General features: G+C 59.9%; 10 protein-coding genes and 1 pseudogene. 7 read left to right on the top strand and 4 right to left on the bottom strand.

From position 1 onward, the window contains the following. The first annotated feature begins 693 nt into the window (after positions 1-693). Together ku (DUT91_RS02960) and ligD are read left to right on the top strand one after the other, a co-directional pair. Positions 694-1,545, top strand: a complete 852-nt coding sequence (gene ku, locus DUT91_RS02960) for a non-homologous end joining protein Ku (RefSeq protein WP_200834878.1) — start codon at positions 694-696, stop codon at positions 1,543-1,545. A gap of 21 nt (positions 1,546-1,566) precedes the next feature. Further along, a complete protein-coding gene (gene ligD / locus DUT91_RS02955) occupies positions 1,567-4,116 on the top strand; it encodes a DNA ligase D (RefSeq protein WP_114438835.1) in 2,550 nt (849 codons plus the stop codon). A 3-nt stretch (positions 4,117-4,119) separates the two neighbouring features. Here ligD and ku (DUT91_RS02950) read toward each other — a convergent pair whose 3' ends face one another. After that, on the bottom strand, positions 4,120-4,935 hold the full coding sequence (gene ku, locus DUT91_RS02950) for a non-homologous end joining protein Ku (protein ID WP_114438834.1): 816 nt from the start codon (positions 4,933-4,935) through the stop codon (positions 4,120-4,122). A 114-nt stretch (positions 4,936-5,049) separates the two neighbouring features. Between ku (DUT91_RS02950) and DUT91_RS02945 the strand changes: the two are divergent. Continuing rightward, positions 5,050-5,670, top strand: a pseudogene (locus DUT91_RS02945) (protein-L-isoaspartate(D-aspartate) O-methyltransferase); the annotation flags it as partial. A gap of 15 nt (positions 5,671-5,685) precedes the next feature. On the opposite strand, the gene DUT91_RS02940 reads toward DUT91_RS02945, so the two are convergent. Then, positions 5,686-6,618 carry a DMT family transporter gene (locus DUT91_RS02940; RefSeq protein WP_114438833.1) on the bottom strand — a complete coding sequence of 311 codons (933 nt, stop codon included), beginning with the start codon at positions 6,616-6,618 and terminating at the stop codon, positions 5,686-5,688. Positions 6,619-6,731: 113 nt separating this feature from the next. Then, positions 6,732-7,847, bottom strand: coding sequence for an NAD(P)/FAD-dependent oxidoreductase (locus DUT91_RS02935; RefSeq protein WP_114438832.1), 1,116 nt, complete (start codon positions 7,845-7,847; stop codon positions 6,732-6,734). Positions 7,848-8,081: 234 nt separating this feature from the next. On the opposite strand from DUT91_RS02935, the gene DUT91_RS02930 reads away from it, so the two are divergent. The 4 genes from DUT91_RS02930 to DUT91_RS02915 all read left to right on the top strand — a co-directional run bounded on the left by DUT91_RS02930 (position 8,082) and on the right by DUT91_RS02915 (position 13,431). Further along, on the top strand, positions 8,082-9,680 hold the full coding sequence (locus tag DUT91_RS02930) for a peptide ABC transporter substrate-binding protein (RefSeq protein ID WP_114438831.1): 1,599 nt from the start codon (positions 8,082-8,084) through the stop codon (positions 9,678-9,680). An 83-nt stretch (positions 9,681-9,763) separates the two neighbouring features. Continuing rightward, entirely contained in the window at positions 9,764-10,687 is a 924-nt protein-coding gene (gene oppB / locus DUT91_RS02925) for an oligopeptide ABC transporter permease OppB (protein WP_114438830.1), read from the top strand. Continuing rightward, on the top strand, positions 10,680-11,813 hold the full coding sequence (locus DUT91_RS02920) for an ABC transporter permease (protein ID WP_114438829.1): 1,134 nt from the start codon (positions 10,680-10,682) through the stop codon (positions 11,811-11,813). Before oppB ends, DUT91_RS02920 begins: the two co-directional genes overlap by 8 nt. Before the next feature lies 1 nt (position 11,814). Then, positions 11,815-13,431 (top strand): ABC transporter ATP-binding protein, encoded by a 1,617-nt coding sequence (locus DUT91_RS02915; RefSeq protein ID WP_114438828.1) that lies wholly within the window; start codon positions 11,815-11,817, stop codon positions 13,429-13,431. 16 nt (positions 13,432-13,447) lie between these two features. Here the strand turns inward: DUT91_RS02915 and DUT91_RS02910 are convergent, their stop codons facing one another. Further along, positions 13,448-14,398: an NAD-dependent epimerase/dehydratase family protein gene (locus DUT91_RS02910; RefSeq protein WP_114438827.1), complete on the bottom strand. Its 951-nt coding sequence runs from the start codon at positions 14,396-14,398 to the stop codon at positions 13,448-13,450. Positions 14,399-14,507 lie beyond the last annotated feature (109 nt).

The raw sequence follows: 14,507 nt of genomic DNA, 5'->3' as shown, positions 1-14,507 counted from the left end.
CCACGCAATTTCACTCTGGCGCTCAAAATGGTCAAAGATCCTGGTGTTTCCGTTGAGGACTTCAGGGGAGATTCCGAATATCCGTAGTTGAGGCTTGTCCTTCCCGCCACCCTGGCGCAGATGCCTAATCGTCTCTTGGAACCTCGTCGTCACTTTCCGGGTCTGGCGGCGCGGATCGCGTTCATCTGATGACATGGCCAACTCCTTTGGATTTGTGCTTGGTCCAGTCAGCTACAGAATGCGGCCCTAGTTCAGTACGTCGTGTGGTGCCGCATTAACAATGCTGAGGCCCAAACCTTTCTGTGGCAGCTTCGCTTCCTTCCTTGAATTCTTCGCTGAGCTTCTCTCGAACATCACCCTTGGAGCTCATTTTTTTGTGTGGGCAAATTGGTCTGGATCGGCGTCGTGAGGCGTAACACTATTGTCGGGCAGTCCTTTGCCTGTCTGGCCCCTAGTCTTATTTGGTAGGCGGTCATTTTCACCGATCAATACCTTCATACAATGTATCATTGCACTTCCTCCTTCAGCGGTAAACGCATGAGCGGGCGTTTTGTGCAGTATTACCCCCTGAATGTTTCAAATCGTGATTGCATGGTCCGGCCTATACCGGCGGCGCCTGCCCCACTTGCAGGAACAAAGCGCAATAAGCTACGTTACCGACAGATCAGGGAGGGCCTTATCCTGACATAAGAGGTGAAAGTGGCGCCGAGAGCGAACTGGAAGGGCTTTCTAAAGGTCGGTGAACTGGTATGTCCGGTGGCCCTCTATACGGCCGCCTCGACATCCGAGCGGATCAGTCTTCATATGCTCAACCGGGCGACGAAACATCGTCTCAGGCGGGAATATGTCGACAGCCAGACCGGAAAGCCGGTCGAAAGGGACGAGCAGGTCAAGGGATATGAGATCGGCGCTGACGAATATCTGATGCTGGAACCCGAAGAGGTTGCATCAGCCGTGCCGCAAAGCGACAAGACGCTTGCCATCTCCGATTTCATCGCCTGCAGCGACATCGATAGTGTTTATTTCGATAAGCCCTATTACCTCGCGCCCAGCGACAAGCACGCCACCGAGGCTTTCGTCCTGCTCCGCGAAGGGATGCGCGCCAACAAAGTTGCGGCATTGGCACAGACTGTTCTCTTTCGCCGCGTCCGATCGGTTCTGATCCGGGCTTATGATGCGGGGCTGATCGCGACGACCCTCAATTTCGACTACGAAGTGCGGTCGGCGAAGGAAGCCTTCGATGAGGTGCCGGAGATCAGGATCAAGGGAGAGATGCTTGATCTGGCCAAGCACATCATCGGTACCAAGAAGGGCAAGTTCAACCCGAGCGAATATGATGATCGATACGAGACAGCACTTAGCGAGCTGGTGAAGGCGAAAATGGAGGGCAGGCCTGTCGAGGCGAGGAAGGAACGCCCGGCGGCCAAGGTGGTTGATCTCATGCAGGCCCTGCGCGAAAGCGCCGGCGCTGAAAAGAAGAAAGCCTCTTCCACACGGGCCAAAGCCAAGAAAGCGCCTGCCGCCACCAAACGGAAGGCGGGCTGAACCGGGAAGGCATGCTGATCGATGTCAGGGCTTGGAACGTACCGGACAAAACGGAACTTTGAGGCGACGCCTGAGCCAAAGGGGCGAAAGGCGCGAAAGGCCGGAAACAGTTTTGTCATCCAGAAGCATGCCGCGCGTCGCTTACATTACGATCTGCGGCTCGAAATAGATGGCGTTCTCAAGAGCTGGGCGGTGACGCGGGGTCCCAGCCTCGTTCCAGGTGAAAAGCGGCTCGCCGTGCAGGTTGAGGACCATCCGCTGGAGTATGGCGGCTTCGAAGGCACTATCCCGAAGGGTGAATATGGCGGCGGAACGGTCATCGTCTGGGACCGCGGGAATTGGACGCCGGTCACGGATATGAAAAAGGGCTTCGCGAAGGGGCATCTCGAATTCGAGCTTCACGGCGAGAAGCTGTCGGGGCGGTGGCATCTGGTGCGCATGGCGCATAATCCGCGCGAGAAGCGCGTCAACTGGCTGCTTATCAAGGGGGAGGACGAGGCGGCACGGCCCGAGGGCGCGCCGGACATTCTGGAAGAGCGTCCTGAATCGGTGAAGACGGGGCGGAAGGTCGAGGAGGTTGCGGGCGAGGAGCCGGGCTGGTCCTCGAAAACGGGAAAGACCGAGCGCAAGACGACAACACGCAAGACCAAGCCCGCTCCGCCAGCGGAGGAGCCGCCCTTGATGCCCGATCCCTCAGCCATCAAGGGTGCGACGAAGGCCTCACTGCCGGCGTTTGTCGAGCCGACATTTGCCACTCTCGCAGCAAAGCCGCCTCCCGGCGCACAATGGCTCCACGAGATCAAGTTCGACGGCTATCGGCTGCAGGCGCGCATCGAGGCAGGACGTGTCAAGCTCCTGACCCGTAGCGGCCTGGACTGGACGAAGAAGTTCGGCAATGAGGTGGCTGCTGCGCTGCGCGATCTGCCGCTCGGCACCGGGCTGATCGATGGCGAGCTTGTCGTAGAGACGGAAACCGGCGCTTCGGATTTTTCCGCGCTGCAGGCGGATTTGAGCGAAGGACGGGCGGACCGTTTTGTCTTCTATGTTTTTGACCTGCTCTATTTCGATGGATATGATCTGAGAGGCCTGCCGCTCATCGAGCGCAAGAAGCTGCTGGAGCGGCTTGTGGGCAATCAGTCCAGGATCATCCGTTACAGTTCGCATTTCGACGAGCAAGGCAGCGTCGTACTCAACCACGCCTGCCGGTTGAGCCTCGAAGGCATTGTCTCGAAAATGCGGGATGCCCCCTATCGGTCGGGACGGGGCAAGAACTGGATCAAGTCCAAATGTTCGGCCCGGCAGGAGTTCGTGATTGCTGGCTATGTGCCGTCGTCTACGTCGCACAAGGCGATCGGCTCGCTGGTTCTGGGCTATTACGAAGAAGGCAAGCTCATACATGTGGGGCGGGTGGGAACCGGGTTCACCGCCTCTCTTGCCGAAGATCTCTATCGTCGGCTGGAGCGTATCCGCATTCCTTCCAGCCCCTTTGCCGAACGGCTGACGGCGGAGGAGGCGCGGCAGGTCCGTTACGTCAGGCCTGAAAACGTTGCCGAGATCGAGTTTCGCAGCTGGACAGCCGGCGACCATATCAGGCATGCTTCATTCAGAGGGCTGCGGGAAGACAAATCGGCGGAGAGTGTCGTGCGGGAAACCACCAAAATGGCTCCTACCACATCCAAAACGCCGCGGCGCAAAGTCAGGCTGACCCATCCGGATCGTATCTACTGGCCGGAGGAGGGCGTCACCAAGGAAGGCCTCGCCGATTACTATACCGAGATCTGGCGGCATATCGCGCCTTTCATCGTGGGGCGTCCGCTCGCGCTGGTGCGCTGTCCGCAGGGTATTACCGGGCACTCGTTTTTCCAGAAGCATGCATGGAAGGGTCTCAATCCCGATATCAACCTCGCAAAGGATCCCAAGGACAAATCGGGCGAGGCGATGATCAGCATCAACGATCTCGACGGCCTGATCGGGCTGGTGCAGGGCGCTGTTCTGGAAATTCATCCATGGGGCTCGACCGTGCAGGACTGGGAACGCCCCGACATGATCATCATGGACCTCGATCCCGGCGAAGGCGTGGAGTGGCAGGCGGTAATCGATGCCGCGCAAGAGGTGCGGGAACGGCTCACCCAGGCAGGGCTGGCCTCGTTCGTCAAGACATCGGGCGGGAAGGGCCTGCATGTGGTGGCGCCGCTGGAGCCGAAGGCCGGGTGGCCGGCGGTGAAGGCATTCACGAAGGCGATTGCCGATGCCATGGCGGCCGACAGTCCTGACCTCTACGTCTCCACCATTACCAAATCGAAACGGCGTGGAAAAATCCTTGTCGATTATCTGCGAAACCAGAGAGGCGCTACCGCCGTCGCACCCTATTCCAGCCGCGCGCGTCCTGGCGCCGCCGTCTCGGCGCCCTTGACGTGGGAGGAACTGAGCCCCGATATCGGGCCGGCCTATTTCACCGTAATCAACATGCCGACCCGGCTTGCATCGCTGCGCAAGGATCCTTGGGACGGTTTCCGGGCGGCGGCGGTTCCGCTGGAAACACCGAAAAAGCGAGGCAGGAAGGCTTCCTGAATCCTACCGTTTCCCCGCCTTACCATCTGAGGAGATGCTTTTGCGCAGGGCGTCCATGATGTTGATGACGTTGCTGGGCTGATCCGGTTCCGCTGCCGCCTCGGCTTTTGCCTTGGCGGGCTTCTTGCGTCCCTTTTTCTTAGCGGTGATGATATCCAGCAGGCGGTCCTGCACCGGGTCCTTTACCATGGAAGGGTCCCACGGATGGGTGCGTTCCTCGATCAGCTTTTTTAAAAGGGGCATCAATTTCTTGTCGACAGGGACGTCCTCAATGCCGCCGAAATAATCGTCCGGATTGCGAACCTCGTCTCCGTAGCGCAACGTCCAAACGACGATCCCACGACCTCGCGGTTCCAGCATGACAGCCCTTTCACGGCGGTACATGACGAGACGTGAAATGCCAACTGTATCAGTCGCCGCCATCGCATCGCGGATGACCGAGAAGGCCTCTTCGCCTACCGGATCGTCGGGCATCATATAGTGGGGCGTGTCATACCATATCCATTCGATGCTATCGCGCGGGACAAAGACATCAATGTCTATGGTCCGGGTGCTTTCCAGCGCGACGGAATCGAGTTCTTCGTCTTCAAGGATGACATACTGGTCTTCGCCGGTCTGATAGGCTTTCACCTCATCGTCCTCATCGACGGGCTTGCCCGAGACAGCATCGGCGTAGCGGCTGACGATGCGGTTACCTGTCTTGCGGTTCAGAGTATGAAAGCGGATTTTCTCGCTTTCCGTCGTGGCAGGCATCATCGCGACCGGACATGTCACGAGCGACAGTTTCAAATAGCCTTTCCAATAGGTACGGCGGGCCATGCTTGCGATCCTCAGATGTGATGGAAATGGCCGAGACGCTTGTTTGTTCCGGGTGGGAACAATAGCACCGTTAATGAGTTGAGCGCCGGAAAGGCGATGATCATGCCCAACATCATGTCCGACAATCGTTACCGCATGGTTGACCGGCAGTTGGTGCGCCGTGGGATCAGCGATCGAAATGTCCTTGATGCGATGCGCGATGTTGCGCGCGAGGCGTTCGTCGATCCCGGTTTCGAGGCGTTCGCTTATGAGGACGAGCCGCTGCCGATCGGCGAAGGGCAGACGATCTCCCAACCCTATATCGTCGCGTTGATGATCGAGGCGGCGGGAGTGAAGCCGGGCGACAAGGTGCTCGAGGTCGGAACCGGTTCGGGATATGCGGCCGCTGTTATGGCGGGGATCGCCAAAAGCGTCTACACCATCGAGCGGCACGCGGCGCTGGAACAGGGTGCACGCGGGCGGTTCGAAAAGCTCGGCTTCGACAATATCGAGTTGCGTGTCGGCGACGGGACGAAAGGCTGGCCCGAAGCTGCACCCTTCGATGCCATCATTGTGGCGGCGGGCGCATCCAAGGCCCCTCAAAGGCTGATGGACCAGCTCGATATCGGCGGGCGGCTGGTGATTCCGGTTGGCGCTGAGGCTCGCAGCCAGCGCCTCCTGAAGATCACCCGTGTGAGCGGCACCCAATTCGAGGAGGAGGATCTCGGCGGCGTCAGGTTCGTGCCGCTGATCGGTGGATAAGGGTCTTGCCTATGCGCTTTTATCCGGGGAGGCTTCCTCCGGCGTGAGGACTGGCCCGGGTTCGGATGTTGCAACCGAAAGCGGTTTCGCCACGCCTTTTTGTTCCTCGCGGATAAAAGTGAACAAGCCTGAAATGATGATCAGGATAATGCCGGTCAACATCGGTAGGTCGATCGTGTCGTGAAAGACGAAATAGCCGAACAGGACTGCCCAGATCATCTGGCTGTATTGCGGGGAGGCGATGGCGCTGGCCGGCGCGCGCCGGGCGGCAACCATTAAAAGGATGCTGGCCAATGCTGCGAGAAGGCCGTAGCCGGCGAGGTAAATCCATTGTTCAGGCGTCGGATTCGCATAGCCGGTCAAGGCGGTCAGCAGACCGCAGATAATGATGGGGCCGAACAGTCCGCTCGAATAAAGCGTGATACGCTTTTCAGAGTTTCCCATGACGCGAAAGATGATGATGCCAACAGCTCCGCTGAACCCCGCGATCAGCGCGCCGAGGTGACCAAGCGAAAGCTCGCGAAATCCGGGACGAAGCACGATCAGCACGCCGGCGAAGCCGATCGCCACGGCGGACCATCTCCTCCATCCGACGGGCTCCTTCAGAAATATCACGGAGAGAATCGTCACGAATGCGGGAAGCAGGAAGATCAGTGCGAATGCCTCGGCCATAGACAGATATGTGAAGGCGACGACGCTGCCGATCACGCCTGATGTGGCCATGATCGTTCGCAGGAGCCACATCGGCTTGTTGCGGGTGATGAAGATATCTCGCCAGCCCTCGTTCTCGCGCTTCATGAAGGGCAGGGCTGTCAGCCCGAACAGGGCGCCGAAAAAAGCGATCTGGTAGGGCGAGAGGCTTCCGTCGAGGAATTTGACGCAGGCATCACTGAACGCGTACGCCGCATAGGAGGCAAAAGCCAGGATGATTCCGTTCAGCATGATGGTTCCGATGAGGGTTGATGCAATGGGGACGACGGCGCAGACCCACCGTACACCCGCGTGGCATAGCCAATTTTTCGGCCTGCGACAAAGGCCAAATCAGCGCATCGGCCCTAATGAGGGGTGACCATGTCAGCCGTGTATTTCGCGATCGCCAGGCATGAGGTGAGGCCGGGGCTCTCGATCCCGAAGAGATTGACCATGCCGGGTATTCCATGGGTTTTCGGCCCTTGGATCAGGAAATCGGCGGCGGGCTCTCCGGGACCGGAAAGCTTGGGGCGGATGCCGCTATAGGCAGGTTGCAGGGATTCGTCCGGCAAGGCCGGCCAATAGGCCCGTATCGCCGCGTAGAACCGCTTCGCCCGTCGCGGATCGACTGTATAATCAACGGTTTCGATCCATTCCACATCGGGGCCGAAGCGCATCCGCCCGTGAAGGTCGAGTGTCAGATGCACGCCGAGGCCGCCATCTTCCGGAACGGGGTAGATGAGATGGGAGAACGGGGTTTTGCCGAGTGCGGAGAAATAATTGCCCTTGGCGAGGTACTGTTTCGGGATATGCGCCGATGGCATGCCTTCGATAGAGGCGGCGATCTGCTGCGCGAAGAGCCCGCCGGCATTGATGAAACGGTCGGCTATGAGTTCATAGGAGCGGCCGGTCTGCGTATCCGTGGTCCGCAGGACGATACCTTCGCCTCCCGCTTCGCCAGAAAGCAATCTGGTGTTGAAGGCAACGGTCGCCCCCTTCAGTTCGGCATCACCCTGCAGCGCCAGCATAAGGCCGTGGCTGTCGATAATGCCGGTCGAAGGTGAAAACAGCGCCGCTGTGCAGGCAAGCTCCGGCTCCATGGCCTTCGCTTCGACTGCGGAAAGCTGCCTGAGATCATGAACGCCGCAAGCCGCGGCATGTCCGGCGATGATGTCAAGCTTAGCCTGCTGATCTTTATGGCAGGCGACGATCAGCTTGCCGCAGCGCGAGAAGGGAACGCCGTGTTCATCGGCATATGCATAGAGAGCAGCGCGGCCCTCGACGCAAAGGCGCGCCTTCAGGCTGCCACTGGGATAATAGATCCCGGCATGGATCACCTCCGAATTGCGCGAACTCGTGCCGGTGCCGATCATGTTCTCCGATTCGAGGACCAATGTGTCGAATCCCCGATTGGCCATCTCGCGCGCCACCGCCAGGCCGATGACGCCCGCTCCTGATATCACGCAATCAATCCTGTCCATGATATCCCCTCAGCCGCATTGTTTTCATTCAATCATTTGCACAAAATCAGTCCTCTCGCTGCCCCGAAGAAAGCATAGGACATGACGAAAGCATAGCGATTAAACAGAAGGTCGCAGGGGCCCTCTCCACGCAAAGCCGCTGAACGGAGAACTGGGGTCAAGCTACGAAATAGCCTTGCCTTTGATGGCGAATTGCCTTTCACTTTTATCACAACCCAAAAGAGGGAGAACAAAATGACACTACCCAAGATAAGCCTCCGCGCCGCTGCCCTGATCGGATCGCTGTTGATCGGCGCGAGCCCTGCGCTCGCCGAAGCCGTTCTGCATCGCGGCAATGCCGGCGAGCCGCAGACGCTCGATCAGGCGCATACTTCTATCAATATTGAGGAATTTATCCTCAAGGACCTCTATGAAGGGCTGACGATCTATGACGCCAGCGGCAAGATCGTGCCGGGCGTGGCGGAAAGCTGGAGCGCATCCAACGACGGCTCGGTCTACACGTTCAAGCTGCGGCCGGATGCAAAATGGTCCGATGGTTCGCCCGTCACGGCCGGCGATTTCGTCTTTTCCTATCAACGGATCGAAGATCCGAAGACGGCGGCGGGATATGCCAATATCCTTTATCCCATCAAGAATGCCGAGAAGGTAAACAAGGGCGAACTGCCGGTCGATCAACTCGGCGTCAAGGCGGTAGATGACAAGACGCTTGAAATCACCCTGGAGCAGCCGACGCCATTCTTCCTCGAACTCCTGGCGCACCAGACGGCTTTGCCTGTCTCGAAGGCGAGCGTCGAGAAGAACGGAACAAAGTTCGTCCAGCCGGGCATCATGGTCTCGAACGGCGCGTTCAAGCTCACAGGCCATGTGCCGAACGACAACCTCACTGTCGAGAAGAACCCGGAATATTGGGATGCAGCCAATGTAAAGCTCGACAAGGTCATATTCTACCCCATCGATGACCAGGCGGCTTCGGTCCGCCGCTTCGAAGCGAAGGAAATGGACCTCGTCTATAATTTCTCAGCCGACCAGATCGACCGGCTGCGCCAGTCCTATGGCGACAGCGTCCATGTTTCACCGACGCTCGCAACCTATTATTACGCCTTCGATTCACGCGTCGAGCCTTATAACGACGTGCGTGTCCGGCGGGCGCTTTCGATGGCTGTGGATCGCGATTTCCTTGCGAAGGAGATCTATAGCGGATCGCAACTTCCCGCCTATTCGATGGTCCCTCCGGGTATCGAGAGCTATGGCGAACCTTCCAAGGCCGATTTTTCCGACATGTCACAGCTTGATCGCGAGGACATGGCGGTCGAGTTGATGAAGGAAGCGGGCTATGGCGAGGGCGGCAAGCCGCTCAATATCGAGATTCGCTACAACACCAATCCGAACCATGAGCGTGTGGCGACTGCGGTGGCCGACATGTGGAAGAATATTTTCGGCGCCAAGGTCTCGCTGCTCAATCTCGACGTTTCGTCGCATTACGCCTACCTGCAGGAAGACGGCAAGTTCAACGTCGCCCGCGCCGGCTGGGTGGCCGATTATGCGGATGCGGAAAACTTCCTCGCCTTGAGCGTCAGCGGCAACAAGACGTTCAATTACGGCAAGTTCAACAATCCCGAATATGACGCACTGATGAAGCAGTCCTATACGGAGCGGGATCCGGCAGCGCGCTCGATCATCCTGCATGAGGCCGAGAAAATCCTGATGAAGGAGCAGCCGGTTGCCCCGCTGCTGACGCAGGCCGATCTCTGGCTCGTTTCGGACAAGGTGCAGGGCTGGCAGGACAATGCGCCGAACCAGCATCTCAGCAAATTCCTGAGCGTTGCCGAATAGGCCCGATCCGATTGGGCCCGATAATGCAATAGCGCGGCACACGGCGACCTTCCGGTTGCCGCGTGCATCGCTTGGAGCATGCCATGCTGCTTTTCATTCTGCGCCGATTGGCGAGTGCCGTGCCGACATTGTTCGTTGTCGTCACGCTCTCCTTCTTCCTGATGCGGTTTGCCCCGGGCGGGCCGTTCAATCTCGAGCGTCCTCTTCCTCCACAGACGATGGAGAATCTGATGAGGACCTATCATCTCGATGAGCCGCTATGGCGGCAATATCTGACCTATATGGGCAATGCTGTCAGGGGCGATTTCGGGCCGAGCTTCATCTACAAGGACAATACGGTCGCCGAGCTGATCGGCAAGGGTTTGCCCTATTCCGTCGAACTCGGCTTCTATGCGCTTCTGCTTGCGCTCATCGGCGGCGTACTGGCCGGTACGGTCGCGGCATTGCGGCAGAACAGCATGCTCGATTTCATCATCATGTCGATCTCGACCATCGGCGTAACGGTGCCCAATTTCGTGGTCGGCCCCGTGCTCACGCTGATCTTCGCGATCATGCTTGCCTGGCTGCCGGCGGGTGGCTGGGGCGATGGCTCGTTGCGCTTCCTCATTTTGCCGATGCTGGCGCTGGCGCTGCCGCAGCTTGCCGTCTTTGCGCGGCTGACGAGGGGCTCGATGATCGAGGCGCTGAATACCGATCACATCCGTACCGCCAGGGCCTATGGGCTGCCGGCGAAAACCGTCGTCGTCACCCATGCCATGCGCGGCGCCATGCTGCCGATCGTTTCCTATCTGGCGCCTTGCGCCGCGGCGCTTCTGACAGGTTCGGCCGTCGTGGAGACGATTTTCACCATTCCGGGCGTCGGGCGCTATTTCGTCCTTGGCGCCATCAACCGTGACTATACGCTGATCATGGGAACCGTGATCCTCATCGCCATCTTCGTTATCCTGTTCAATCTGGTGGTCGATATTCTCTATGGTTTCCTCGATCCGAGGGTGCGCCATGACTGATCTTGGCCATGTGCCTGATGTATCGACGCCGGAAACCATTGGCCGCAGCCTGTTTCAGCTGGCGATCATCCGCTTCCGGCGCAACCGCGCCGCCATGTCCGGCTGCATCATGCTGGCGCTGATCGCGCTGTTCTCGTTTCTCGGACCCTTTTTCGTCAGCCATGCCTATGATCAGGTCTTTCCTTCCTATATCCTGGTGCCGCCCAGCCTGGAGCCGCTGCCGGATAGTTCGGCGCTTCAAGGGGTCATGGAAAGTGTCGCCGCGCGCGCCCGTGTCCAGTTGAAGTCGTTCGAGGTCGAGGGGCAGAATTTCACCGCCACCGTGACATCGGACAGGCCTATCGATCCGCGCACGGCGCGCTATTTCGACCGCGCGAACGAGTTTCGCGACACCGCGGTCACAGGAACCGGCCAGGACGGAAAATCGATGACACTGACGGGGAAAGTCAGCCGCGAATATTTTCCCTTCGGCACCGACAGCAACGGCCGCGATCTCCTCGTGCGTGTCATGCTCGGCGGGCAGGTCTCGATCGCCGTCGGGTTGCTGGCGAGCCTGGTCTCGCTCGGGATCGGCGTTTTCTACGGCGCCGTCTCGGGCTATCTCGGTGGGCGGGTCGATAATGTCATGATGCGGCTCGTCGAAATCCTCTATTCGCTGCCTTTCGTGTTCCTCGTCGTCGTGCTCGTCGTGTTTTTCGGGCGAAGTTTCATCCTGATCTTTCTCGTCATCGGCGCGGTCGAATGGCTCGACATGGCGCGTATCGTGCGCGGGCAGACGCTGGCGCTGAAACGGCGCGAGTTCATCGGCGCGGCGGAAGCCCTGGGGTCGACCGACTGGCAGATCATCCGCCGCCATATCATCCCGAACACGATAGGCCCGGTGATCATATTCGTCACGGTGGTGGTGCCGAAGGTAATCCTGCTCGAAAGCTTCCTGTCCTTCCTTGGCCTCGGCGTGCAGGCCCCGCTGACGAGCTGGGGTGTGCTGATCGCGGATGGCGCAAACAACATCCAGTCGGCGCCATGGCTTTTGATCTTCCCTGCCGCCTTTTTCGTCGCCACACTGTTTTCGCTGAATTTCGTCGGCGACGGCTTGCGCGACGCGCTCGATCCAAAGGACCGCTGAGATGACCGAAATCCTGAGCAGGGAGAAGGGCGAAACCATCCTCGCCGTTCGCGACCTCAAGGTCCGTTTCTCGACGCCCGATGGCGCGGTCGAGGCAGTCAGGGGTATCGATCTCGATGTCAGGGCGGGCGAGACGCTGGCTGTAGTGGGCGAATCCGGTTCGGGCAAGAGCCAGATGATGATGGGCATCATGGGATTGCTCGCCCGGAACGGCAGCGTCACTGGTTCGGCCCGATATCGCGACAAGGAGTTGATCGGACTTTCGTCCAAGGCCCTGAACCAGGTGCGCGGCTCGAAGATCACGATGATCTTCCAGGAGCCGATGACATCGCTCGATCCGCTCTACTCAATCGGGCGACAAATTGCCGAACCCATCGTGCATCATCGCGGCGGCAGCTTCAAACAGGCGAGAACCCGCGTCCTCGAACTTCTGGAACTCGTCGGCATACCGGAGCCGGAACGACGGATCGACAGTTATCCGCACGAGCTTTCGGGCGGCCAGCGGCAGCGTGTGATGATCGCCATGGCGCTGGCGAACGAGCCGGATCTGCTCATCGCCGACGAGCCGACAACGGCGCTCGATGTGACCATCCAGGCGCAGATCCTCGATCTCCTGCGGTCGCTGCAGAGCCGTTTCGGCATGGCCATCGTGCTGATCACGCATGATCTAGGCATCGTTCGGCACTTCGCCGAAAGGGTGGTCGTGATGCGCCGCGGTGAAGTGGTGGAGAAGGGGACGACCGCGGATATCTTCGAGCGGCCGAAGGCTGGCTATACCAAGATGCTCCTCGCCGCCGAGCCCAGCGGCAGGAAAGAGCCGCCGCCGGATCATGCGCCAATCATTCTGGAGGGGCTGAATGTCGCGGTGGATTTCTCGCTCGGTGGCGGCCTGCTCGGCGGTTCTCCGATGGTGTTCCGCGCGGTGGACGGTGTCAGCATACGCCTGCGGCAGGGGCAGACCATCGGCATCGTGGGCGAATCCGGTTCGGGCAAATCGACGCTCGGGCGGGCACTGCTCAAGCTCCTTCCCGGCAGCGGCTATTTCAGCTTCGGTGCGACCGATATCTCGAAGTTCGACCGGGCGGCGATGCGGCCGCTGCGGCGCCAGCTGCAACTGGTGTTCCAGGATCCCTATGGGTCGCTGTCGCCGCGCCAGACAGTTGGTGAAATCATCACCGAAGGGCTGTTCGTCCACGAGCCGCAGCTCAGCAAGCACACGCGGGACCAGCGGGCGGCCAAGGCACTTGAGGAAGTCGGCCTCGATCCCGCATCGCGCAACCGCTATCCGCACGAGTTTTCCGGCGGGCAACGGCAGCGCATTGCCATCGCGCGGGCGATGATCCTCAAGCCCAAGGTCGTCATCCTCGACGAACCGACCTCGGCGCTCGACCGCTCGGTGCAGGGGCAGGTCATCGCGCTCTTGCGCGATCTGCAGCAGGCGCACGGGCTTTCCTACATCTTCATCAGCCATGATCTTTCGGTGGTGAAGGCCATGGCGGACTATGTGGTGGTGATGAAGAACGGGCGTATCGTTGAGGAGGGGGAGACGGACGCGATCTTCGAGACGCCCGCCGCGGCCTATACGAAGGCGCTGATCGGGGCGGCCTTCAACATCTGAGCGCGGCGGAAGCGCGTCACTTCCCGCGTTCTTGCCGAACGCTTCCGGCAATGCGGCGGAAGGTGTCGGTCGGCGGGCTCCAGCCCGTGGCCTCCAGGAGAAGCGGGCTTGCGACGAGGCCGCCAGTGACGGCCTGCCATCGCTTGGACTGACCGGCGAGGCCGGCAAGGCCCTCCAGCCATGATTGCGGGAGAGGAAAAAGAGCGGCGCGCCGGCCGAGGCCCATCCGGACCGCAACGACGATCTCCGCCACGGAAAGCGGCGCGGCATCGGCGACGAGATAGGTTCCACCATCGGTGCGCGGTTCCCGCATGGCATGCAGGATGGCGTCGCAGAGCGCTTCCCGGTCGAGGAGCGAGCGCCTTGCGTCAAGCCTGGCGAAGGGCAGGGGCAGTGGCGTGCGGGCGAGGCGGATCAGCATCCCCATATTGCCGCGAACGCCGGGACCATAGACCAGGACCGGGCGCAGGATAGTAAATTTTCCGCTGCCGGCAAATATGGAGGCGATCGTCCGTTCGGCGGCGAGCTTTGCCCTTCCGTAGTCGTCTTCTGGCGTGGCCGGATCGGTTTCACGCACGATGCCGTCGCGTACCGGTCCGCATTGCGCGCGGATAGAGGAGATGAACACGAACTTGCCCGGCGCGGCGCGGTGTGCGGCTTCCGCCAGTCTTTCGGCCAGCACCTTGTTGGCCGCTTCATAGGCAGCGGCGGCCTGCTCGCGCGCGGCATGAGCGATCGCGGCGAGGTGCACGACATGGTCGCATCCGGCGATGAGCGCCTCGAAATCAGCCGGAGGTGCATCGGGAGGAGGGAGCATTACCGTCTCGACGCCTTCAGAGTTGAGTCTATCCGGCGCTCTCGACGTCGCACGAACGGCATAGCCGGCTTTCAGCAGATGCGGGACGAGCGCGCGTCCGATAAAGCCGGATGCGCCCGTCACCAATATGCGTACAGGACCGGTGCTCATCGGGCTTCGCTTCTTTGCGCGGATTGAGAGAGGGGCCGAGGGGCTGACTTATAGTTCATAAAATCAGTAGGATTTCCAAAAGGTTTGAGACGGTAGCAAGATGAAGTTC

Source organism: Paramesorhizobium salinisoli, assembly GCF_003335045.1.
GTDB lineage: Bacteria > Pseudomonadota > Alphaproteobacteria > Rhizobiales > Rhizobiaceae > Paramesorhizobium > Paramesorhizobium salinisoli.
The sequence above is the reverse complement of the archived record's forward strand: the minus strand, read 5'-3'. Positions and strand labels throughout refer to the sequence as shown.